The organism is Pseudoduganella sp. (genome assembly GCF_041914865.1).
Classification (GTDB): Bacteria; Pseudomonadota; Gammaproteobacteria; order Burkholderiales; family Burkholderiaceae_D; genus Rugamonas.
The window spans coordinates 24,925-45,154 of the sequence record NZ_JAYSCO010000040.1 but is presented as its reverse complement, the minus strand read 5'-3'; the positions used below and the strand labels follow the sequence as shown (position 1 = coordinate 45,154).

Sequence of the window (20,230 nt, the reverse complement as noted above, 5' to 3'; positions counted from 1 at the left end):
CATGACTGACTACCCGCATTACTTCGACCTGCTGCCGGTGCCCCGCGTGGAAGGCGCGGTGCGCCTGCCGGGCTCGAAATCCATCTCCAACCGCATCCTGCTGCTGGCCGCGCTGGCCGAAGGCGAAACCCGCGTCATCGACCTGCTGGCCTCCGACGACACCGCCGTCATGCTGGCGGCCCTGCGTTCACTGGGCGTCGACTGGACTGAAGAGCGCGACGGCGACAGCACCGTGCACGTGGTGCAGGGCGTGAAAGGCAACTGGCCGCTGCGCACCGCCGACCTGTTCATGGGCAACGCCGGCACCGCCATCCGTCCGCTGACCGCCGCGCTGGCCGTGATCGGCGGCGACTACAAGGTGCATGGCGTGCCGCGCATGCATGAGCGCCCGATCGGCGACCTGGTGGATGCGCTGAATGCCGCCGGCGCCGATATCGAATACACGATGAACAAGGGCTACCCGCCGCTGCACATCCGCAGCGGCCAGTTCACCGCGCAGACGCTGTCCGTGCGCGGCGACGTGTCGAGCCAGTTCCTGACCGCGCTGCTGATGGTGGCGCCGCTGATGGCGCGCGAGCAAGCCGTCACCATCGTGGTGGAAGGCGAACTGATTTCCAAGCCTTACATCGAGATCACCCTGAACTTGATGCGACGCTTCGGCGCCGTGGTGGAGCAGGACGGCTGGTCCTCGTTCACTATCCCGGCCGGGCAGGTGTACCGGAGTCCGGGCGCCATCCATGTCGAAGGCGACGCCTCCAGCGCTTCCTATTTCCTGGCTGCCGGCGCGATTGGCCGCGGCCCGGTGCGCGTGCTGGGCGTGGGCCGCGATTCGATCCAGGGCGACGTGCGCTTTGCGCAGGCGCTGGAGCGCATGGGCGCGACCATTACCATGGGCGACAACTGGATCGAGGCCAGCGCTTCCGGCCCGCTGCAGGCGGTGGATATGGACTTCAATCATATTCCGGATGCGGCCATGACCATCGCCGTGGCGGCGCTCTATGCCGAGGGCACCACCACGCTGCGTAACATCGCTTCCTGGCGCGTGAAGGAGACCGACCGCCTGAGCGCCATGGCGACCGAGTTGCGCAAGCTGGGCGCCAAAGTGGAGGAGGGCGCGGACTGGCTGTCGGTTACCGCACCGCGCACCTTGCTGCCGGCGACGATCGATACCTATGACGACCACCGCATGGCGATGTGCTTCTCGCTGGCTTCCCTGGATGGCTTCATCCGCAAGGGCACCAAGGTGCGCATTAACGACCCGAAATGCGTGGCCAAGACCTTCCCTGAGTACTTCACCGCGTTTGCGACGATCGCGAAGCGTGGTAGCGTTTAACTTTTAGCTAAACCAACCCGGTAAACCAGGGTCTGACCCAAGCCGGATGGCCGTCCCGTCAGACCCTGTCAGTGCCACTTGCAGTGGTTGGGTCAGACCCTTGGGTCTGACCCGGCTTTCCCGGGTTCAAATTATCCATATGCCAACATCGAACATCCCAGTCATCACCATCGACGGCCCGACCGCCAGCGGCAAGGGCACCGTAGCCCACAAGGTTGCGGACAAGCTTGGCTTCCACCTGCTGGACTCCGGCGCCCTGTACCGCTTGACAGCTTTGCAAGCCCTGCGCCGCGAAACGCCCCTGACCGACGAGCACGCGCTGGCCAAGCTGGCCGAGCACCTGCACATCCATTTCGCCGGCGACGCCATCTACCTGTCGCAAGAAAACGTCACCGACGCCATCCGCGCCGAGGAAGTTGGCAATACGGCATCGAAAATCGCCGCTTTGCCCGCCGTGCGCCAGGCTTTGTACGGGCTGCAACTGAGTTTCCGCAAGACACCAGGCCTGGTGGCAGACGGCCGCGACATGGGCTCGGTGATCTTCCCGCACGCCCCATTAAAGGTGTTTTTGACCGCCTCCGTCGAAGCCCGCGCCGAACGCCGCTATAAGCAATTGATCGGAAAGGGAATTTCTGCTAGTATGCAAGACCTGCTGATGGATTTGAAGGCACGCGACGACCGGGATATGAACCGGGCCATCGCGCCGCTGGCGCCGGCAGAGGGTGCGCACCTCCTCGATACATCTGAAATGAACGCTGATGAAGCGACCGAACAGGTGTTGAAATGGTGGGCCGCTGTCACCCACAAATAATTTGTTCAACCCTCAACCCAGTTGAAGCCGCATATCGCGGGCCTTACTGGCTAACCTGGAAATAAATAATGGAAAGTTTTGCAGCCCTCTTCGAAGAGTCCCTGTCGCGTCAAGACATGCGCTCTGGCGAAGTGATCTCCGCTGAAGTCGTGCGTCTGGACCACAACTTTGTGATCGTTAACGCCGGCCTGAAATCGGAAGCTTTCATTCCTGTTGAAGAATTCAAGAATGACCAAGGCGAACTGGAAGTCAAAGTAGGTGACTTCGTTTCCGTGGCCATCGAATCGCTGGAAAATGGTTTCGGCGATACCATCCTGTCCCGTGACAAGGCTAAGCGCCTGGCATCGTGGCTGGCACTGGAAAAAGCAATGGAATCCGGCGAGATCGTCGTTGGTACCGTGAATGGCAAGGTCAAAGGCGGCCTGACCGTTCTGACCAACGGCATCCGTGCTTTCCTGCCAGGTTCGCTGGTAGACACCCGTCCAGTCAAGGACACCACCCCATTCGAAGGCAAGACCCTCGAGTTCAAGGTTATCAAGCTGGACCGCAAGCGTAACAACGTGGTTCTGTCCCGCCGCGCCGTCATCGAAGCTTCGATGGGCGAAGAGCGTCAGAAGCTGATGGAAACCCTGAAAGAAGGCACCGTGGTGACCGGCGTCGTCAAGAACATCACCGACTACGGTGCGTTCGTTGACCTGGGCGGCATCGACGGCCTGCTGCACATCACCGACCTGGCATGGCGTCGTGTGCGTCACCCGTCCGAAGTTCTGACCGTTGGCCAGGAAATCACCGCTAAGGTCCTGAAGTACGATCAAGAGAAGAACCGTGTGTCCCTGGGCGTGAAGCAACTGGGCGACGATCCTTGGACCGGTCTGTCCCGTCGTTACCCACAAGGCACCCGCCTGTTCGGTAAAGTCACCAACCTGACCGACTACGGTGCGTTCGTTGAAGTTGAACAGGGCATCGAAGGCCTGGTTCACGTGTCCGAAATGGACTGGACCAACAAGAACGTGGCTCCTAACAAAGTCGTTCAACTGGGCGACGAAGTTGAAGTCATGGTCCTGGAAATCGACGAAGAGCGTCGTCGTATCTCCCTGGGCATGAAGCAGTGCAAGGCCAACCCTTGGGACGACTTCGGCATGACCCACAAGAAGGGCGATAAGGTCAAGGGCGCGATCAAGTCGATCACCGACTTCGGCGTGTTCATCGGCCTGCCAGGCAACATCGACGGCCTGGTGCACCTGTCCGACCTGTCCTGGACCGAGTCCGGCGAAGAAGCCGTGCGCAAGTTCAAGAAAGGTGACGAACTGGAAGCCGTGGTTCTGGCAATCGACGTTGAGCGTGAGCGCGTTTCCCTGGGCGTTAAGCAACTGGAAGGCGATCCATTCAACAACTTCGCAGCCATGAACGACAAGGGCTCCCTGGTGACCGGTACCGTTAAGTCGGTTGAGCCAAAAGGCGCTGTGATCGCCCTGTCCGAAGAAGTTGAAGGCTACCTGCGCGCTTCCGAAATCTCCCGCGACCGCGTGGAAGATGCCGGCACCCACCTGAAGGTTGGTGATTCCGTGGAAGCCCTGGTGATCAACATCGATCGCAAGGCACGTTCGATCCAGCTGTCGATCAAAGCTAAAGACAACGCAGAAACCGCTGAAGTGATGCAGAAGATGGCCGCTGACTCCAGCGCCGCTTCCGGCACCACCAGCCTGGGCGCGCTGCTGAAAGCTAAGTTCGACAACAAGAACTAATCTACCGGGCACTTAGATGACTAAGTCCGAATTGATCAACCGCCTGGCTGAGCGTTATTCCCAGCTGGTGGCCAAGGATGCGGAGTATGCCGTCAAGACCATCCTCGATGCGATGACCAACGCTTTGGCCGACGGCCAGCGCATCGAGATCCGTGGTTTTGGCAGCTTTGCCCTGAATTCGCGGCCGCCGCGCATTGGACGTAATCCAAAGTCCGGCGACAAGGTGATGGTGCCTGAAAAACGGGTGCCGCACTTCAAGCCTGGCAAGCAGCTGCGCGAGCGGGTCGATGCGATGGTCGGGCAACCGATCATCGAGGATTGAGTCTCTGGCTAGTAGAATGAAGGGGGCGGGCATTTGCCTGCCCCTTTTTTTGTTGTTTAGAACCGGTAAACCAGGGTATGACGGGACGGCCATCCGGCAAGGGTCAGACCCTCTATGATCTCGCAGCAAACGGTTTGGGTTTAAGTCCTTTGACTTTCGTCGAAGATCAAAGGCCTAAAACCCAACCCACGGCAGCCGAACAGACAGGGTCTGACCCTTGGGTCAGACCCTGGTTTACCGGTTTTAAAATAGGAACCGACAATGAAATTAATCTCCACCGCCATCGGCGTTGTCCTGTTTGTCCTGTTCTTTGGTTTTGCGTTAAAAAACACGCAGGAAGTCGACCTGCACCTGTTCCTCAATTACGAGCTGCGCGGCCCCCTGGTGCTGATGCTGCTGGCCTTCTTCGTAGCCGGCGCCGCCCTGAGCATCCTCGCGCTCACCCCAACCTTGTTCCGCCAGCGCCGCGAAGCGAACAAGCAGAAATCCACTATCCAATCCCTGCAGACGGCCGCCATGCAAGTGAACGAGCGCCCGCAGCCGGATAGCGTCAACACCCAGCACTAAGAAAAATATGGATTTTGAACTCTGGTGGCTGCTGGGCATCCCAGCCTTCTTCGCCCTCGGCTGGATCGCCGCACGCGTCGATATCCGCGCCGTCGTCTCCGAATCGCGCACCCTGCCGCGCGGCTACTTCCGCGGCCTGAACCACCTGCTGAACGACCAGCCCGACAAAGCGATCGATTCCTTCATCGAGATCGTCAAGCTGGACCCGGAAACGGCCGACATGCACTTCGCCCTGGGCAACCTGTTCCGCCGCCGCGGCGAAACAGAGCGCGCCATCCGTGTGCACCAGAACCTGCTGTCGCGTCCCGACCTGCCGGCCGAGCAGCGCGCCCACGCCGAATATGAGCTGGGCCAGGACTACCTGAAAGCCGGCCTGCTGGACCGCGCCGAGGAAACCTACAAGCGCCTGCTCGACACGTCCTACGCCGTGCAAGGCCGCAAAGCCCTGCTGGAAATCTTCCAGCGCGAGAAGGAATGGACGCGCGCCATCGAAGCCGCGCTGGCGCTGCAGGAAGCCGGCGCCGGCTCGCGCCAGAAAGAGATTTCCCAGTTCTACTGCGAGCTGGCGCAAGACGCGCTGGTGCATATGAAGCCGGAAGAAGCCGAAGCCCTGCTGGAGAAAGCCCTGCAGGCCGACCGCAGCAGCGTGCGCGCCACCATCCTGTGCGGCGACGCGCAGCTGGCCAAGGGCGACACCGAAGCCGCGCTGGTCACCTGGCGCCGCGTCGAACAGCAATCGGTGCCGCACACCGCGCTGGTGGCGACGCGCCTGATGGACGCCTACCGCAAGGTCGGCCGCCCGCAGGAAGGCGTCAGCCTGCTCAAGTCCTACCTGGAGCAGGCCTCCTCGATCGACCTGCTGGAAGTGGTGTTCAAAGCCGTCATCGAGCTCGATGGCGTGGAAGCCGCCAAGCAGGTGGTGATCGACGAACTGCGCCGCACACCGACCCTGCTCGGCCTCGACAAGCTGCTGGAAGCGCGCATGATGGACGCGCCGGCCGCCGTGCTGTCCGAACTCTCGATGGTGAAGAACCTGGTGCACGGCTACACGCAGAAGCTGGCGCGCTACCAATGCAGCCACTGCGGCTTCAAGGCGCGCCAGTTCTACTGGCACTGCCCGGGCTGCAGCCGCTGGGATTCCTACCCGCCGCGCCGTACCGAAGAACTGAACGTAATGAATTAAGACTATGAGCAAAGCACCCGCACTCGATAAAGTCCGCATCCTGGTCGCCGGCGACGTCATGCTGGACCGCTACTGGTTCGGCGACGTCAGCCGCATCTCCCCCGAAGCCCCGGTACCGGTGGTGCGCATCGAACGCCGCGAAGCCCGCCTGGGCGGCGCCGCCAACGTCGCCCGCAACGCCGCCGCGCTCGGTGCGCACGCCGGCCTGCTCGGCATCATCGGTGCCGACGAAGCCGGCGCCGAAGTCGAGCAGCTGCTGCAAGGCGGTGGCATCCACAGCTACCTCAAGCACGACAACGCCATCTCCACCATCATCAAGCTGCGCGTGATCGGCCGCCAGCAGCAGATGGTGCGCATCGACTTCGAAGAGCCGCCAAGCGACGCCGTCCTGCGCAACAAGCTGGTGCAGTTCAAGACCCTGCTGCCGGAGTACGACGTGATCGTACTGTCCGACTACAACAAGGGCGGACTGGTCGACGTGGCCGAGATGATCGCCACCGCCCGCGCCGCCGGCAAGGTGGTGATGGTCGACCCGAAAGGCGACGACTTCAGCCCATACAAAGGCGCCACCGTACTGACCCCGAACAAGTCGGAGCTGAAGCGCATTGTCGGCTCCTGGAGCAGCGAAGAACAGCTGGTCACCAAGGCGCAGAACCTGCGCAGCGAACTGCAGCTCGATGCGCTGCTGCTGACCCGCTCGGAAGAGGGCATGACCCTGTTCACCGGCGACGGCATCTTCAACGTCCAGGCCAGCGCGCGCGAAGTGTTTGACGTCTCCGGCGCGGGCGACACCGTGATCGCCACCATGGCCGCCATGCTCGGCTCCGGCGCCGGCTGGCAGGAAGCGGTGGAAACCGCCAACCGCGCCGGCGGCATTGTGGTCGGCAAGCTCGGCACCGCCACCGTTACCCGCGAAGAACTGTTCCCCGGCTGACACGGGCCCAGCCGTGCCGCGTGCGCGGCCGGCTTTTGCTATATTGGCAATCCATCCACTTACGATTGATTGCCATGCGCGCCATCCTCCTGACCCTGCTGGCGGGTCTGTCCTTGCAAGCCAGCGCTCAACCGAATTTCACCAAAGATATCGCCGGCGGCAGCGATCATCCGCTGTTGCGCCGCTACGAGGGCTCCATGCTGTACATGTATGGCGGCGAGAACATGGGCCACGCGCGCATCGTCGACCTGGAGGCGAGCAAGCCGGCCTTGCGCAAGGTCGAGGGGAAGGTCGCGAACCGCTTCTACTGGGGGCCGCAGGGGCGCAGCGCGCTGGAGGTCCATCGCAATTACCAGCAGGCGCTGACTGCCGCCGGCTTTAAAATCCTGTACGCCTGCGAGACAGACCAGTGCGAGAAGGCCAGGGTGCAGCACCTGGTGCAGGAACTGCCGCGCGAGGCCACGTGGAAGTCGTTCGATGCGCACGTGAGCAGCGTCTTCAACAGCGCCAACCAGCCGCGCTTCCACCTGGTCAGTGCCGCCAAACCTGGGCCGGGCGGCAACACCTATGTTCAAGTCGCAATCAGCGACCATAGCGAGTACCAGCGCGTGCGCCAGTTCGTGCAGATCATCGAGCCGGCCGTGCTGGAAGGCGGCAAGGTGACGGTCGATACGCGCGCCATCCAGGAGGGCTTGCAGCGCGATGGCAAAGTGGCGCTGTACGGCGTGACGTTCGACACTAACAAGGCGGTGATCCGCGAACAGTCCGCCGAGCAGCTGGAGCAGATGGCGAAGGCGCTCAAGGCGAGCCCCGCGCTGAAAGTCTTTATCGTCGGCCACACCGACGACCAGGGCGAATTCGAGGCCAACCTGGCCCTGTCGCAGAAGCGGGCGCAGGCCGTGGTGGATGCGCTGGCCGGCAAGCACGGCATCGCTGCCAGCCGCATGCTGCCGCGCGGCGTGGCCAACCTGGCACCGGTGGCGAACAATGCCAGCGAGGAAGGGCGCGCCAGGAACCGTCGTGTGGAATTAGTTGTGCGTTGATTGATCTGCCTCAAACGCCGTGCCGCCGCTGTCAGCCGGCTGGCGTGCGCGGCGTTGTGGCTGGGCGAGGTCGTCTCGCGTCCACTTTTGGAGGCAATCATGATCAGGAAACTGCTACTCGCCGTCGCCACGCTGGTGGCTTGCATGGGCATGGCGTTCGCCCAGGTTGACGTCAACAAGGCCGACCAGGCAGCGCTCGATAGCGTCAAGGGTATCGGCCCGGCCAAGTCCAAGGCCATCATGAGCGAGCGCGCAAAGGGTGAGTTCAAGGATTGGGCTGACTTCGAGCAACGGGTGAAGGGGATTGGGGAGAAGAATGCCATCAAGCTGTCCGAAGCCGGCCTGGTGGTGAACGGCAAGGCGCGCGATGGTGCGGCGGCGCCACGTAAGGAATCCGCGCGCAAGTGAGCCTGGGCGGCAGGCGCCGCATTCCGTTTGCCATCCCGCCGGAGCGGCGCTAAGATGGATTCGGATGGTTCGGTTCAACCTGGAGTGGGACGCCTGCCTATGAAGCTCCATTCAGCAATTGCCGCTGCCTTGCTGGCGCTGGCCTGCCTGCCGGCGTGCGCCGCGCCCGCGCCGGCCTTCGACCTGCCCGGCGCCCGCCTGGCCGACCTGCGCGGCAAAGTGGTGTACGTCGATTTCTGGGCCTCCTGGTGCGGCCCCTGCAAACGCTCTTTCCCCTGGATGAACCGGCTGCAGCAGCGCTTTGGCGCCGATGGCCTGCAGGTGGTCGCCATCAATCTCGATGAGAAGCGGGAGGATGCGGCGGCCTTCCTGGCCAGGGTGCCGGCGCAGTTCACCATTGCCTACGATCCGGCCGGCAGCGCCGCCAAGGCGTATGCGATCAAGGGCATGCCAAGCAGTGCCCTGGTGGGACGCGACGGCCAGTTGCTTTGGCTGCACACCGGTTTCAATGATGCGGATACGGTTAAGCTGGAGGAACGTATCCGCGCCGCCCTGCAACAAAAATAGGAGGCTGCCATGCGTCGACTGTTTGCCGTTCTGGCGCCCGCGCTGCTGGCGGGCTGTGCGCTGCAACCGGTGCAGCCGTGGGAGAAGGGGGCGCTGGCGCAGCCGAATATGCGCTTCGATGCCAACCGGGTCGAGAGCCGCTTTGCGGCGCATACCTATGACAGCCGCGAGGCGGCCTTCGGCGCGGGCAGCGTCGGCGGCGGCGGCTGCGGGTGCAACTGATGGCGGCGCACGGCGGTAAGCTGATGCTGGCAGCCCTGGCTTTGCCGGGGCTCGATGCGCAGGCCCAGGCGCTGCCGGATTACAGCACCTTCAGCGTCGGCGTGCTGCATTACCAGGACGAGCAGCCGGGCTTGAAGCGGGTCAAGGTGAATTCGCCGGCGCTGTACCTGAGCATGCCCCTGGCTGGCAAGTGGCTGGTGGAGGGCGGGGCGGTGCTGGACCACCTGTCCGGCGCCACGCCGAAGTACCACACGGCCGTCAGCGGCGCTTCGCGCATGGACGAGAAACGCAAGGCGGGCGATGTGAGGGTAACGCGCTATTTCGGCCACGCGACGCTGGGCCTGGGCGCTGCGGTATCGAACGAGAACGACTACCGCTCGCGGGCATTTTCGCTGGCGGGTTCATTCTCCAGCGAAGACCGCAATACGGTGGCGGCGCTGGGCTTTGGCGTGTCGAACGATACGATCTCGCCGGTCAACCTGCGCGTGGCCGGTGAGCGGCGCCATACGACGGAAGTCATGCTGGGCGTGGAGCAGGTGCTGGGCAAGCGCGATGTGGTGAAGGCCGACTATACGCGCGGCCGGGGGCGCGGCTACTTCTCCGATCCCTACAAGAACATCGACAACCGCCCGCGTGGGCGGGACACGGATGTGCTCCTGCTGCGCTGGAACCATGCGCTCGATCATGCGGCCGCGCTGCGCCTGCATTACCGCTTCTTCCGCGACAGCTTCGGCATCCGCGCGCACACCATGGGGGGCGAGTATGAGCGGCCGTTGCCCGGCGGCTGGGTGGTGACGCCGGCGCTGCGCCTTTACACGCAGTCGGCGGCGGATTTCTACTACGACGCGGCCTACCATCGCTTGCTTGGGCCGCCATTCCCGGCCGATTATGTGTTCGGCAGCACGGCCTTCATGACGCCGGACCAGCGCATGGCGGCATTCGGGGCGGCCACCCTGGGTCTGAAAGTGGCGCGCGAGATCGGCGGCGGCTGGACGGCGTATATCAAGGCGGAGCAGTACCGGCAGATGTCGTCCTGGCGCTGGTCGGGCGGCGGCAGCCCGGGGCTGGCGCGCTGCGATGCGCGCTCGTGGCAGGTGGGGGCGGTCCGCACGTGGTGACCTGGGAAGTTGAGTTTAGCGCCATGGCCTCGCCCTGCCAGGTGATGCTGTGCGCGCCGAGCGGGGAGGCGGCGCGCGCGCTGGCGCAGCCGGCCATCGACGAGGTACTGCGCATCGAACGCAGCTATTCGCGCTATCGGGCCGACAGCGTGGTGGGGCGCATCAATGCTGCGGCCGGCAGCGGCGAGTGGGTGGCGCTGGATGCCGAGGCGGCGGGACTGCTGGATTATGCGGCGCAGCTGCATGCCCTGAGCGACGGACTGTTCGACATCACCTCCGGCGTGCTGCGCCGCGCGTGGGACTTCCGTACGCCGCGCGTGCCTTCGCGCGCGCAGCTGGCGCCGCTGCTGGCGCTGGTGGGCTGGCAGCGCGTCGAGCGCCGCGCCGGGGCCGTGCGCTTGCCGCTGGCGGGCATGGAGATTGACTTCGGCGGCTTCGGCAAAGAGTACGCGGCCGACCGCGCGGCGGCGCTCCTGCTGGCAGGCGGCGTGCGGCATGGCTATGTGAACCTGGGCGGCGATATGCGCGTGCTGGGACCGCAAGCCGACGGCAGCCCATGGCGCATCGGCATCCAGGACCCGCGCGATGCGGCCCGCACGATTGCCGCCATCGACGTGGCGCAGGGCGCGCTCGCCACCTCCGGCGACTATGAACGCTTCTTTGAGCTGGATGGGCGCCGCTACTGCCACATCCTCGATCCCCGCAGCGGCATGCCGGTCACGCACTGGCGCTCGGTCAGCGTGCTGGCGCCGCTGGCGGTGGCGGCGGGCAGCGCCAGTACCATCGCCATGCTGCTGGGCGGGGACGCGCCCGGCTTCCTGGACGGCAGCGGTTTCGCCTGGCTGGCGCAGGACGGCAGCGGGCGGGTGTTCGACCGCCGCCAGGGCGCATTGTGAAGCCGGCATGGACGCCGCGCATTGCCGCCGCCATGCGCGACGGCGGCAGGGCAGCGCGGCTGCCGGCACAGCCGGCGTCTCCAGCACCGCTTCAAGGGGATGTAGCGGGCAGCTGCGCCAGGAAGGCGTGGATCTGCGACACCACGGCGGCGCCTTCGCCCACGCCGGCGGCCACGCGCTTGGTGGAGCCCGAACGCACGTCGCCGATGGCGAACACGCCCGGCACGCTGGTTTCCAGCGGCGCGCGCTGCGGCGCATCGGCCAGCGTCATCTTGGCGCGGCACTGGTCCTTGATGGCGTCGAAGCCGGTGCGGATGAAGCCCTGCGCATCGACTTCCACGCCGCAGTCGGACAGCCAGGCCGTGTTCGGGTCGGCGCCGATGAACAGGAACAGGCGGCACACGTCGCAGCTGTCGACCTCGCCGGTATCCTTGCAGCGGAAGGTCACCTTCGACAGGCCGTCTTCATTGCCCTCCAGCGCCACGATTTCGGTATGCGTGTGCAGTTCGATATTCGGCGTGGCCTTGATGCGCTCGATCAGGTAGGTCGACATGGTGGCCTTCAGGCCGTCGCCACGGATCACCATATGCACCTTGGCCGCATGGCTGGCCAGGAACACCGCGGCCTGGCCGGCGGAATTGCCGCCGCCCACCAGCACCACTTCTTCCGACTTGCACAGCTTGGCCTCGATCGGCGAAGCCCAGAAGTAGATGCCGCGTCCTTCGAACTCGCCGATGTTCGGCAGGTCGGGGCGCTTGTAGCGCGCGCCGCTGGCCAGAACCACGGTCTTGGCGCGCACCACCTGGCCGCCGTCGATCTCCACCCGCAGCGGCCAGCTGTCGCACAGCAGGCGCGTGGCCGGCGCCGGGATCGCCACCTCCACGCCGAACTTCTGCGCCTGCACAAAGGCGCGGCCGGCCAGGGCGCCGCCCGAAATACCGGTCGGGAAGCCAAGGTAGTTCTCGATGCGCGCGCTGGCCGCCGCCTGGCCGCCGAAGGCGCGCTGCTCGAGCGCCAGCACGGACAAGCCTTCCGAGCCGGCGTAGACCGAGGTGGCCAGGCCGGCCGGGCCGGCGCCCACCACCACCACGTCCCACAGCTTGTCCTCGATCACCGGCAACAGGCCGATGCAGTAGCCGATTTCGGCATTGCTCGGGTTCTTCTTCACCACCCCGTCCGGGCACACCACCAGCGGCCAGTCGTCCGGGCCGGGCTGGTAATACTCGCACAGGGCTTGCGCCTGCTCGTCGTCCTTCGGATCGAGGATGCGGTAGGGGTAGCCGTTGCTGCTCAGGAAGGAGCGCAGGTGGAACAGGGCCGCGTTGCCCGGCGGCGCCACCAGCACCAGGCCGCCGCCCTCGGTCTCCAGCAGGCCAACCCGGCGCAGGATCAGCGCGCGCACGATGCGTTCGCCCAGTTCCGCCTCGGCGATCACCAGCGCGCGCAGGTTTTCCGGCGACACTTCCAGCACTTCCACGTCGTCCTTGGCGGTGGCGTTGACCAGGGAAGGGCGGCCGGACAGCTGCGATACCTCGGCCGTGAATTCGCCCGGGCCGTGTTCGGTCAGGAATTCCGAATTGCCCAGCCCATCGTACTTGCAGATGGTGATCGTGCCCTGCAGCGTCACGAGCATGCCGAAGCAGGTATGGCCCGCCTCGAGGATGCGCACGCCGCGCGCGTACTGGCGCACCGTGCCGAAGCGGTGCAGGCGCTTGATCTCCTGCGCGGTCAGCACCGGGTTGAATTGATGCCGGCGGCTCTCCAGCGTGGAGGGCGTGGCGGGGGCTTCGGTGTCGCTCATGGGGAAGGGCTCCTGTCGTATTTCAGGTAGTTTAATGCAATTGTCCGGGCCTGCTATGATTTGCCATGACCTTCACCATCCGGCCGCTGCATTGCGAAGAACTGGCCACCTTCTTCCATTACCTGAACGACCACCTGCTGGATAACGGGCGCGATGGCGCCCCGCTGTTCCAGCCCATGTCGCGCAGCAGCGCCGGCTTCCCGCCGGAGAAGGCCAACGGCTTCACCACCGGCCTGCAGGCCAGCTTCGGCCAGCAGGGCTGGCGCCGCTTGTGGGTGGCGCTGGAGGGGAGCCAGATCATCGGCCACATCGACCTGCGTTCGCGCCCCGAGCCGGCGGCGCGCCACCGCTGCCTGCTGGGCATGGGCGTGCACCGTAACGCGCGGCGCGGCGGGCTGGGGACGGCGCTGGTGGCGGTGGCGCTCGAATGGGCGCGCGGCCAGGGGCTGGCATGGGTCGACCTCGAGGTCCTGCAGGGCAATGCGCCGGCGCGCGCCCTGTACCGCAAGATGGGCTTTGTGCAGACCGGCGAAATCCAGGACCTGTTCCGCATCGACGGCGAGAGCCTGGGCTATGTCTTCATGTCGCTGCAGCTCGCCGCCGGAGCGGATAGAATGGGCGTTTAATAAAACAAAATACTGCAGGAATCATGGGATACAAGACAATCGCCGACACGATCGGCAACACGCCGCTGGTGCAGCTGGTGCGCATCCCGGGCGCCGACGCTGCCGCCCGCGGCAACATCATCCTCGGCAAGCTGGAAGGCGATAACCCGGCCGGTTCGGTCAAGGACCGCGCCGCCATGTCCATGCTGCGCCGGGCCGAAGAGCGCGGCCAGATCAAGCCGGGCGACACGCTGATCGAAGCCACCAGCGGCAACACCGGCATCGCGCTGGCGATGGCGGCCGCCATCCGCGGCTACAAGATGCTGCTGCTGATGCCGGAAAACCTGAGCGAAGAGCGGCGCCAGAGCATGGCCGCCTACGGCGCGCAAATCATTCTCACGCCGAAAACCGGCGGCATGGAATACGCGCGCGACCTGGCCGAAGCGATGCAGAAGGAAGGCAAGGGCATCATCCTCGACCAGTTTGCCAACGGCGACAACCCGCGCGCCCACTACGAGGGCACCGGCCCGGAAATCTGGCGCGACACCGAAGGCCGCGTCACCCATTTCGTCTCGGCCATGGGCACCACCGGCACCATCATGGGCGTGTCGCAGTTCCTCAAGGAGCAGAACGAGGCAATCCGCATCATCGGCGCCCAGCCGGAGGAGGGGTCGTCCATCCCCGGCATCCGCAAATGGCCGGAAGCCTACCTGCCGAAAATTTACGACAAGGCGCGCGTGGACCAGGTGGAATACGTGTCGCAGGCTGCGGCGGAACGCATGGCGCGCCGCATGGCAGCGGAAGAAGGCATCTTCTGCGGGATTTCGGCGGCTGGCGCCTGTGAGATTGCGCTGCGTATTTCGCAGCAAGTGGAAAACGCGACGATCGTGTTCATCGTCTGCGACCGCGGTGACCGCTATCTGTCCACCGGGGTGTTCCCGGCGTAAGCGCAAAAGCGCTGCTCCCTCCCCGGGCGGGGAGGGAAACCTTCACAAAAGCTGGAATCAGCCCTTGTTCTCGGTCGAGCCGCCGCCGGAACCTTCCTTTGGCTTGAACTGCTTGTCGCTGATACGGAATTTATTGCGACGGTCACCCATCAGGTAACGCAGGTCACGGATGCTCAGGTCGGAAACCTCGTGCATGCGGATCAGCAGCGATGCGCCGACCGGCAGGCGGTGGTGGCGGATCTTGGAGATCACAGGCGGCGCCACTTCCAGAGCGCGCGACAGGGCCGCATCGTTCTTCAGGCGCAGGTTTTCGATCAGGGTGTCGAGCAGGCGGTTCGGGTTGTACTGCAGCAGATCATCGCCTTCCGACTCGTTGTTCATATCATTTCCGACTTGGTTGGTCATGTCTTCTGTTCCTTCTCAAAAGTTGTCCTGCTAACGACCCTAATCCGAAAACGGATTCCTGTTTAACAAGTTTCATAATATATACACAATTGTACAACAGTGCGGTCAGCAGTACTTGCGTGCAACAAAAAATAGTATATTGCTCTCGAAACGCGTTGTCCTATCGCAACATTCTGAGAGAATTCTACCTGATTTTTTGTGTTAGGGTAATTTTGTACCCTTGCAAATCACACAAGTTACAACTTTTTACAGTGTTTCCTTCATGGAAAGCTTTACCGCCCGTCCCAGTTCCACCACCGACATGGCATAAAAATAAGACCTGTTGTACTTGGTGATAGAGAAAAAGTTATTGCTTCCGACCCAGTATTCGGTCGGCTCGGAACCATTTTGCAAGTCCACCAGGCCGTACAGCATGCCGGGCGGTAACGGGGTGGCCGTGCTGACCCCGGCTGCGGTCAACTCTTCGGCACGGAATTTTGCGTCGAGGCCGTTGTCGATGAATTTTTCCCACGCCATGGCGGGCGACATGCTCGCCGGATAGACCAGGGTGGCCGGCTGCTCGCGTTTCCAGCCATGGGCCACCAGGAAGTTGGCCACGCTGCCGATCGCGTCGGCGGCGGAGTTGCGCAGGTCAACCTTGCCGTCGCCGTCGAAATCGACGCCCAGCTTGTAAATATTGCCCGGCATGAATTGCGGCATGCCCACCGCGCCGGCGTAGGAGCCGACCAGGGACAGCGGGTCGAGCCCGGTCTGGCGCGCCGAGACGATGCTCGCTTCCAGTTCGTTGCGGAAGAAGGCCATGCGCGCTTCGCGATTCGGCGCCAGCGGGTAGGCGAAGGCCAGGGTGGCCAGCACGTCGAGCACGCGGAACTTGCCCATGTCGCGGCCGTAGATCGTTTCCACGCCGATGATGCCGACAATGATCTCGGCCGGCACGCCGTACAGCGCTTCGGCGCGCGCCAGCGTGTCGCGGTGGGCGCGCCAGAATTCCACGCCGGCGTTGATGCGCTTGGGCTCAATGAAGCGCGCACTGTAGGCCTGCCAGTTTTTCGGCTTGCCGGGCGGGGCCGGCTTGACCAGCTGCACGGCGGCGTCGATATAGCGCAGTTCCAGGAACAGCTTTTCCAGTTCGGCGATGGGCACACCGTGCTTCTGTTCCATATCGCCCATGAATTGCTGTACTTCTTTCCATTGGCCGAAGTTGACGAACTCGCCGCTGTAATCGATGGCCGGCTTTTTCGGCGGCGCTTTGGGGGCGGTTTTGCGGGCCGGCTTGCGCGGCGCGGCATCGGCCTGCGGCGGCACGGCAAAACCCAGGCAGGCCAGGGCCAGCAGGGTGGTGGGGAGGGTCTTTAAAAATATCATCGGGATTGCTTCAGCAAACGGTTCAGCCGTGCCAGGTGGTTAGCGGGTGCTTGCGGCGCGCCGTATTTGAGCGCGCTGTACAGCGCCAGGAATTCTGTCATGGCAGCCATTTTCCCGGGTGGCACCTGCAGCTGGCGCACGCGTTGGCCAAGGCTCAGCGGCCCCTCGTGCGGCGCCTTCTCCAGCCCGTGCCGCGCCAGCAGGCGGCAGAAGGCGAGATAGGCATCGTCCAGCGGGTCGCGCGCGCGCTCGGCACGGCGGCGGCGCCACCACAGCACCAGCCCGCCCAGCGCGGCCAGTGCGGCGGGCAGGCGCCAGTCGCCGAAGGCGGCGCCAAGTTCTTCGAGGAAATGTTGCTGCCTGCTTGGATTGTAATCGAGGATCCATTGATTCCAAGCATTATTCGCCGCACTGATGCCAAAACGCATCTGTGCCAGCCAGGATTGGCGGTCGCGTGACATCTCCGACAAGCCTTGCAAACCGAAAGGCGCGGCCTGGGGCAGCGCCTGCGCCAGGCTGCTGCGGATGCGTTCCGGCGCCACGGCGGCGGTCGGGTCGATGCGTACCCAGCCGCGCGGCGCGCCCAGCCAGACTTCGGTCCAGGCGTGGGCGTCGGACTGGCGCACGGTGTAGAAGCCGTCCACCGGGTTCAGTTCGCCGCCCTGGTAGCCGTTGACCACGCGCGCCGGCAGGCCGGCCGCCCGCATCAGGTAGACAAAGGCGCCCGCGTAGTGTTCGCAAAAGCCCTTGCGCGTATCGAACAGGAATTCATCGACCGCGTCGCGCCCCAGCAGGCTCGGTTCCAGCGTGTACTCGAAGTTGCGGCGGAAGTTGTCCAGCGCCGCCGCGAGCGCGGCATCGTCGCCGCGCTCGGCGCGCAGCGCCTGCAACTGGGCGCCGTAGGCCAGGGTGCGCGGGTTGTAGTCCTGCGGCAGACGCAGCCAGCGCGCCATGCGCTGCGGCGCCAGGTTGGCTTGCGCCGTGTAGTCGGGGTAGGCCACGCTGCTGTAGCGCATGCGCGCGTCGCTTTGCGCGTGCACCAGGCTTTCCAGTTCGTCGGTGAAGCCGCTGTTGGCGTCGCTGCGCGTCGCTTCCAGTGCGCTCAGCTCCAGCAGGAACAGGAACTGGCGCCGGCCCGGTTCCAGCGTGACCTCGTACGGGTACGCGGTGCCGCGCAGATTCAGGTGGCGCCGCAGGTACTGCACGCCGCCGCCGTTCTGCTCGCGGCCGATGCGGCTCCAGGTGCGGCCGTCGTAGTGGCTCAGCACCGGGCCGCGCCAGTACATCTGCTGCTGCGGCGGCACGGCGCCGGTAAAGCGCACGCGGAAAGCCACGTCGTCGGACAGGGCCAGCTTGCTCATCGAGCCGGGCGACATGGTGTCGGACATGCCGGTCTTGCCGCTGTTGGCGTCGCCCGGCAAGCCCCACAGCGGGCCCTGGACGCGCGGGAAGGCAATGAACAGCAGGGCGCCCAGCGGCGCCGCCACCAGGAACACGCGCCCGGCCAGCTTCAGGCGCGCCGCCAGCGGCGGTACCGCACCGGTGAACTGGAAGGTCACCTGGGTTGCCAGCAGCACGACGATGGTGGCCACCATGGCCAGCGCGGTCAGGATCGATTGCGAGTAGAAGAAGTTGGTCAGCAGCAGGAAGAAGCTGAGGAAGATCACCACGAACAGGTCGCGCCGCGCGTGCATCTCCAGCAGCTTGAGGGTGAGCAGCAGGGCCAGCATGGTCACGCCCGGCTCGCGCCCGAGCAAGGTGCGGTAATTCAGGTAAACGGCGGCCATGGCCAGCAGGGCCACCGGCAGCAGCAGCCACAGTGGCGGCAGGCGGCTGCCGCGCAGCGTGAGCACGGTGCGCCACAGCAGCGTGGCGCACACCATGGCCGAGGTCCACAGCGGCAGGTGGCCGAAGTGCGGCGCCAGCACCATCAGCGCCGCCAGCAGCAGCAGCAGGGTGTCGGACTTGTCGCGCGTGAGCGGGCCGACCAGGCGGGCGATCATGCGCCCTCCTTGCCGTACAGGGCGAGGGCGGCCAGGCAGGCGGTGCAATGCGCTTCGCCCAGGCCTTGCGCGATCTGGCGGTGGCCGACATTCAGCGCGTAGGGCAGGGCGCGCCGCTCCGCCTCCAGCACCCAGGCCGCCAGGCGCGCCAGGCGCAGCTCGATGTCCAGGTGGTAGGGCAGGTGGTTCAGGTCGAGCAGCAGGTCGGACACGGCGCCGCCTTCGAAATGCTTGCTCACCAGGTTGCCGCCGTCGGCCGGGTGCAGGCGCGCGATCTGGCGCCAGGCCAGGTGTTTCAACGGGTCGCCCGGCTGGTAGCTGCGGATGCCGGCGAAATTGTCCAGGCCCACGGTGCCGTGGCCATCTTCGCGCGCCGCGCCCGCGGTGGGCAGCGGCGGCGGCGACGCTTCCGGCTGCGGGTAGGCCAGCACCTTCATGTCCGGCTGCCAGTAGGCCCAGGCGCCGAACAGGCCAAGCGGGAAGCGCGTAAACAGGCGCACGCGCGGCGCGGCCAGCCAGCCGCGCGCCGTGCTCGGGCGCGACAGCACCAGCGTGGCGCTGCCGCCGGCGGCCACGTCGACCGCCTGGCGCGGCTCGCCGTCTTCCTGGAAGCCGAGCCAGATGGCGTAGCGGTCGCGCGCGGTGGGGTTGCGCAGGTTCAGCTCGAACTGCGCCTCGTCGCCAGCGAACACGGGCTGGGCGCGGCCCGGCGCCAGCTGCAGGAAGGCCAGGTTCCTGGCCGTCAGGTACATGTCGACCAGGGCGCAGGAGCCGGTGAAGAAGGTCAGCACGAAGCCGAGGCCCAGGTTGTAGTTGATGGAGCCGATCAGCATGATCAGCAGCAGGCCGACAAAGGCCATGCCGGGCCGGGTGGGCAGGATGAAGACGCGCCGCATCACCAGCTCCACCGTGCCGGACTCCCTGTCTTTGAGCTGGAACAGCCAGCGGTCAAGCATCTTCCGCGCTGGGGCAAGCATGGCGTCAGACCGGCACGGATTTCTGCAGCTGCAGCACCAGGTCGCGGCTGGCCAGCGCGGTGCCGTGCGAGGACTTGACCGGACGCAGGCGGTGCGCGCACACCGGCACCAGCACGGCCTGCACGTCCTCCGGCAGCACGTGGTCGCGCCCTTCCAGCGCGGCCCAGGCGCGCGCCGCCTGCAGCAGGGCCAGCGCGGCGCGCGGGCTCAGGCCTTCGGCGAAGGAACCGTTCTGGCGCGAGGCCTGCGCCAGCGCCTGCACGTAGTCGATCAGGGCCGGCGCGGCGTGGATCTGGCGCAGGCCGTGCTGCGCCGCCTGCAGTTCGGCCGGCGTCATGGCCGGGCCCAGGTGCTTGAGCATCTGGCGCCGGTCCTCGCCCATCAGCAGCGCGCGTTCGGCGGCGGCGTCCGGGTAGCCGAGCGAAATGCACATCAGGAAGCGGTCCAGCTGCGACTCCGGCAGCGGGAAGGTGCCCACCTGGTGCGTCGGGTTCTGGGTGGCGATGACGAAGAACGGTTCGGGCAGCGGGCGCGTCACGCCGTCGGCCGACACCTGGCGCTCCTCCATCGCTTCCAGCAGGCCCGATTGGGTCTTGGGCGTGGCGCGGTTGATTTCGTCGGCCAGCAGCACCTGCGTGAAGATCGGGCCGGGGTGGAAGCTGAAGGCATTCAGTTCGCGCTCATACACCGAGACGCCGGCCACGTCGGCCGGCAGCAGGTCGCTGGTGAACTGGATGCGGTTGAATTTCAGGCCCAGCGACAGCGCCAGGGCATGTGACAGCGTGGTCTTGCCGACGCCCGGCAAGTCCTCTAACAACAGGTGGCCGCCCGCCAGCAGGCAGGTCAGCGATTGCCGCACTTGCAGTTCCTTGCCGACGATGACCTGTCCGACCTGGCGTGCTACGGCGTGTAATTTGGTATACATGGTTTTGGCACTCATCCCGCCGCGTGGTAGATTAGTCGCATTCTATGCGAGAA

General features: G+C 65.2%; 21 protein-coding genes. 15 read left to right on the top strand and 6 right to left on the bottom strand.

Going from position 1 to position 20,230, the window contains the following annotated elements:
* The first annotated feature begins 1 nt into the window (after position 1).
* The 13 genes from aroA to ACE3TQ_RS17965 all read left to right on the top strand — a co-directional run bounded on the left by aroA (position 2) and on the right by ACE3TQ_RS17965 (position 11,149).
* The gene (aroA, locus tag ACE3TQ_RS18025) at positions 2 to 1,333 is read left to right on the top strand and encodes a 3-phosphoshikimate 1-carboxyvinyltransferase (RefSeq protein ID WP_374583669.1); all 1,332 of its coding nucleotides are present in this window, start codon (positions 2 to 4) and stop codon (positions 1,331 to 1,333) included.
* 139 nt (positions 1,334 to 1,472) lie between these two features.
* Positions 1,473 to 2,144 carry a (d)CMP kinase gene (cmk, locus tag ACE3TQ_RS18020; protein ID WP_374583678.1) on the top strand — a complete coding sequence of 224 codons (672 nt, stop codon included), beginning with the start codon at positions 1,473 to 1,475 and terminating at the stop codon, positions 2,142 to 2,144.
* 68 nt (positions 2,145 to 2,212) lie between these two features.
* On the top strand, positions 2,213 to 3,889 hold the full coding sequence (rpsA, locus tag ACE3TQ_RS18015) for a 30S ribosomal protein S1 (RefSeq protein WP_374583668.1): 1,677 nt from the start codon (positions 2,213 to 2,215) through the stop codon (positions 3,887 to 3,889).
* A gap of 16 nt (positions 3,890 to 3,905) precedes the next feature.
* A complete protein-coding gene (locus ACE3TQ_RS18010; RefSeq protein ID WP_028100433.1) occupies positions 3,906 to 4,211 on the top strand; it encodes an integration host factor subunit beta in 306 nt (101 codons plus the stop codon).
* 261 nt (positions 4,212 to 4,472) lie between these two features.
* The gene (locus tag ACE3TQ_RS18005; RefSeq protein ID WP_374583667.1) at positions 4,473 to 4,778 is read left to right on the top strand and encodes a lipopolysaccharide assembly LapA domain-containing protein; all 306 of its coding nucleotides are present in this window, start codon (positions 4,473 to 4,475) and stop codon (positions 4,776 to 4,778) included.
* Between the two features lie 7 nt (positions 4,779 to 4,785).
* Positions 4,786 to 5,961 (top strand): lipopolysaccharide assembly protein LapB, encoded by a 1,176-nt coding sequence (gene lapB / locus ACE3TQ_RS18000; RefSeq protein ID WP_374583666.1) that lies wholly within the window; start codon positions 4,786 to 4,788, stop codon positions 5,959 to 5,961.
* 4 nt (positions 5,962 to 5,965) lie between these two features.
* Entirely contained in the window at positions 5,966 to 6,895 is a 930-nt protein-coding gene (gene rfaE1 / locus ACE3TQ_RS17995) for a D-glycero-beta-D-manno-heptose-7-phosphate kinase (RefSeq protein ID WP_374583665.1), read from the top strand.
* Between the two features lie 74 nt (positions 6,896 to 6,969).
* Positions 6,970 to 7,938 carry an OmpA family protein gene (locus ACE3TQ_RS17990; protein ID WP_374583664.1) on the top strand — a complete coding sequence of 323 codons (969 nt, stop codon included), beginning with the start codon at positions 6,970 to 6,972 and terminating at the stop codon, positions 7,936 to 7,938.
* Between the two features lie 99 nt (positions 7,939 to 8,037).
* A complete protein-coding gene (locus ACE3TQ_RS17985) occupies positions 8,038 to 8,346 on the top strand; it encodes a ComEA family DNA-binding protein (protein ID WP_374583663.1) in 309 nt (102 codons plus the stop codon).
* Positions 8,347 to 8,445: 99 nt separating this feature from the next.
* Complete coding sequence (locus tag ACE3TQ_RS17980; RefSeq protein WP_374583662.1) at positions 8,446 to 8,913, top strand: TlpA family protein disulfide reductase; 468 nt, start codon at positions 8,446 to 8,448, stop codon at positions 8,911 to 8,913.
* 9 nt (positions 8,914 to 8,922) lie between these two features.
* A complete protein-coding gene (locus ACE3TQ_RS17975) occupies positions 8,923 to 9,135 on the top strand; it encodes a DUF4266 domain-containing protein (RefSeq protein WP_374583661.1) in 213 nt (70 codons plus the stop codon).
* On the top strand, positions 9,135 to 10,253 hold the full coding sequence (locus ACE3TQ_RS17970) for a DUF3570 domain-containing protein (RefSeq protein WP_374583660.1): 1,119 nt from the start codon (positions 9,135 to 9,137) through the stop codon (positions 10,251 to 10,253). The genes ACE3TQ_RS17975 and ACE3TQ_RS17970 overlap by 1 nt, the downstream gene beginning before the upstream one ends.
* Before the next feature lie 23 nt (positions 10,254 to 10,276).
* Positions 10,277 to 11,149, top strand: coding sequence for an FAD:protein FMN transferase (locus ACE3TQ_RS17965; RefSeq protein ID WP_374583659.1), 873 nt, complete (start codon positions 10,277 to 10,279; stop codon positions 11,147 to 11,149).
* Positions 11,150 to 11,240: 91 nt separating this feature from the next.
* Here ACE3TQ_RS17965 and ACE3TQ_RS17960 read toward each other — a convergent pair whose 3' ends face one another.
* A complete protein-coding gene (locus ACE3TQ_RS17960) occupies positions 11,241 to 12,950 on the bottom strand; it encodes an FAD-dependent oxidoreductase (RefSeq protein WP_374583658.1) in 1,710 nt (569 codons plus the stop codon).
* A 65-nt stretch (positions 12,951 to 13,015) separates the two neighbouring features.
* On the opposite strand from ACE3TQ_RS17960, the gene ACE3TQ_RS17955 reads away from it, so the two are divergent.
* Both ACE3TQ_RS17955 and cysM read left to right on the top strand, forming a co-directional pair.
* On the top strand, positions 13,016 to 13,576 hold the full coding sequence (locus ACE3TQ_RS17955; protein ID WP_374583657.1) for an N-acetyltransferase family protein: 561 nt from the start codon (positions 13,016 to 13,018) through the stop codon (positions 13,574 to 13,576).
* A 23-nt stretch (positions 13,577 to 13,599) separates the two neighbouring features.
* Positions 13,600 to 14,502, top strand: a complete 903-nt coding sequence (cysM, locus tag ACE3TQ_RS17950) for a cysteine synthase CysM (RefSeq protein ID WP_374583656.1) — start codon at positions 13,600 to 13,602, stop codon at positions 14,500 to 14,502.
* Between the two features lie 57 nt (positions 14,503 to 14,559).
* On the opposite strand, the gene ACE3TQ_RS17945 is transcribed toward cysM, so the two are convergent.
* The 5 genes from ACE3TQ_RS17945 to ACE3TQ_RS17925 form a co-directional block, all read right to left on the bottom strand.
* The gene (locus ACE3TQ_RS17945; protein WP_374583655.1) at positions 14,560 to 14,907 is read right to left on the bottom strand and encodes a hypothetical protein; all 348 of its coding nucleotides are present in this window, start codon (positions 14,905 to 14,907) and stop codon (positions 14,560 to 14,562) included.
* Positions 14,908 to 15,153: 246 nt separating this feature from the next.
* Complete coding sequence (gene mltB / locus ACE3TQ_RS17940) at positions 15,154 to 16,272, bottom strand: lytic murein transglycosylase B (protein WP_374583654.1); 1,119 nt, start codon at positions 16,270 to 16,272, stop codon at positions 15,154 to 15,156.
* Complete coding sequence (locus ACE3TQ_RS17935) at positions 16,269 to 18,275, bottom strand: DUF3488 and DUF4129 domain-containing transglutaminase family protein (protein ID WP_374583653.1); 2,007 nt, start codon at positions 18,273 to 18,275, stop codon at positions 16,269 to 16,271. The genes mltB and ACE3TQ_RS17935 overlap by 4 nt, the downstream gene beginning before the upstream one ends.
* Entirely contained in the window at positions 18,272 to 19,231 is a 960-nt protein-coding gene (locus ACE3TQ_RS17930; protein ID WP_374583652.1) for a DUF58 domain-containing protein, read from the bottom strand. The genes ACE3TQ_RS17935 and ACE3TQ_RS17930 overlap by 4 nt, the downstream gene beginning before the upstream one ends.
* Positions 19,232 to 19,256: 25 nt before the next feature.
* A complete protein-coding gene (locus ACE3TQ_RS17925; RefSeq protein ID WP_374583651.1) occupies positions 19,257 to 20,177 on the bottom strand; it encodes an AAA family ATPase in 921 nt (306 codons plus the stop codon).
* Positions 20,178 to 20,230 lie beyond the last annotated feature (53 nt).

Excerpts from the sequence above, each read along its gene's own strand:
- ACE3TQ_RS17960 (WP_374583658.1), bottom strand. The coding sequence starts at position 12,950 with ATGAGCGACACCGAAGCCCCCGCCACGCCCTCCACGCTGGAGAGCCGC.
- ACE3TQ_RS17925 (WP_374583651.1), bottom strand. The coding sequence starts at position 20,177 with ATGTATACCAAATTACACGCCGTAGCACGCCAGGTCGGACAGGTCATC.
- ACE3TQ_RS17935 (WP_374583653.1), bottom strand. The coding sequence starts at position 18,275 with ATGATCGCCCGCCTGGTCGGCCCGCTCACGCGCGACAAGTCCGACACC.
- ACE3TQ_RS18010 (WP_028100433.1), top strand. The coding sequence starts at position 3,906 with ATGACTAAGTCCGAATTGATCAACCGCCTGGCTGAGCGTTATTCCCAG.
- lapB (WP_374583666.1), top strand. The coding sequence starts at position 4,786 with ATGGATTTTGAACTCTGGTGGCTGCTGGGCATCCCAGCCTTCTTCGCC.
- ACE3TQ_RS17985 (WP_374583663.1), top strand. The coding sequence starts at position 8,038 with ATGATCAGGAAACTGCTACTCGCCGTCGCCACGCTGGTGGCTTGCATG.
- ACE3TQ_RS17965 (WP_374583659.1), top strand. The coding sequence starts at position 10,277 with ATGGCCTCGCCCTGCCAGGTGATGCTGTGCGCGCCGAGCGGGGAGGCG.
- rfaE1 (WP_374583665.1), top strand. The coding sequence starts at position 5,966 with ATGAGCAAAGCACCCGCACTCGATAAAGTCCGCATCCTGGTCGCCGGC.
- ACE3TQ_RS17945 (WP_374583655.1), bottom strand. The coding sequence starts at position 14,907 with ATGACCAACCAAGTCGGAAATGATATGAACAACGAGTCGGAAGGCGAT.
- mltB (WP_374583654.1), bottom strand. The coding sequence starts at position 16,272 with ATGATATTTTTAAAGACCCTCCCCACCACCCTGCTGGCCCTGGCCTGC.
- cysM (WP_374583656.1), top strand. The coding sequence starts at position 13,600 with ATGGGATACAAGACAATCGCCGACACGATCGGCAACACGCCGCTGGTG.
- ACE3TQ_RS17990 (WP_374583664.1), top strand. The coding sequence starts at position 6,970 with ATGCGCGCCATCCTCCTGACCCTGCTGGCGGGTCTGTCCTTGCAAGCC.
- ACE3TQ_RS17970 (WP_374583660.1), top strand. The coding sequence starts at position 9,135 with ATGGCGGCGCACGGCGGTAAGCTGATGCTGGCAGCCCTGGCTTTGCCG.
- ACE3TQ_RS17975 (WP_374583661.1), top strand. The coding sequence starts at position 8,923 with ATGCGTCGACTGTTTGCCGTTCTGGCGCCCGCGCTGCTGGCGGGCTGT.
- ACE3TQ_RS18005 (WP_374583667.1), top strand. The coding sequence starts at position 4,473 with ATGAAATTAATCTCCACCGCCATCGGCGTTGTCCTGTTTGTCCTGTTC.
- ACE3TQ_RS17980 (WP_374583662.1), top strand. The coding sequence starts at position 8,446 with ATGAAGCTCCATTCAGCAATTGCCGCTGCCTTGCTGGCGCTGGCCTGC.
- rpsA (WP_374583668.1), top strand. The coding sequence starts at position 2,213 with ATGGAAAGTTTTGCAGCCCTCTTCGAAGAGTCCCTGTCGCGTCAAGAC.
- ACE3TQ_RS17930 (WP_374583652.1), bottom strand. The coding sequence starts at position 19,231 with ATGCTTGACCGCTGGCTGTTCCAGCTCAAAGACAGGGAGTCCGGCACG.
- cmk (WP_374583678.1), top strand. The coding sequence starts at position 1,473 with ATGCCAACATCGAACATCCCAGTCATCACCATCGACGGCCCGACCGCC.
- aroA (WP_374583669.1), top strand. The coding sequence starts at position 2 with ATGACTGACTACCCGCATTACTTCGACCTGCTGCCGGTGCCCCGCGTG.
- ACE3TQ_RS17955 (WP_374583657.1), top strand. The coding sequence starts at position 13,016 with ATGACCTTCACCATCCGGCCGCTGCATTGCGAAGAACTGGCCACCTTC.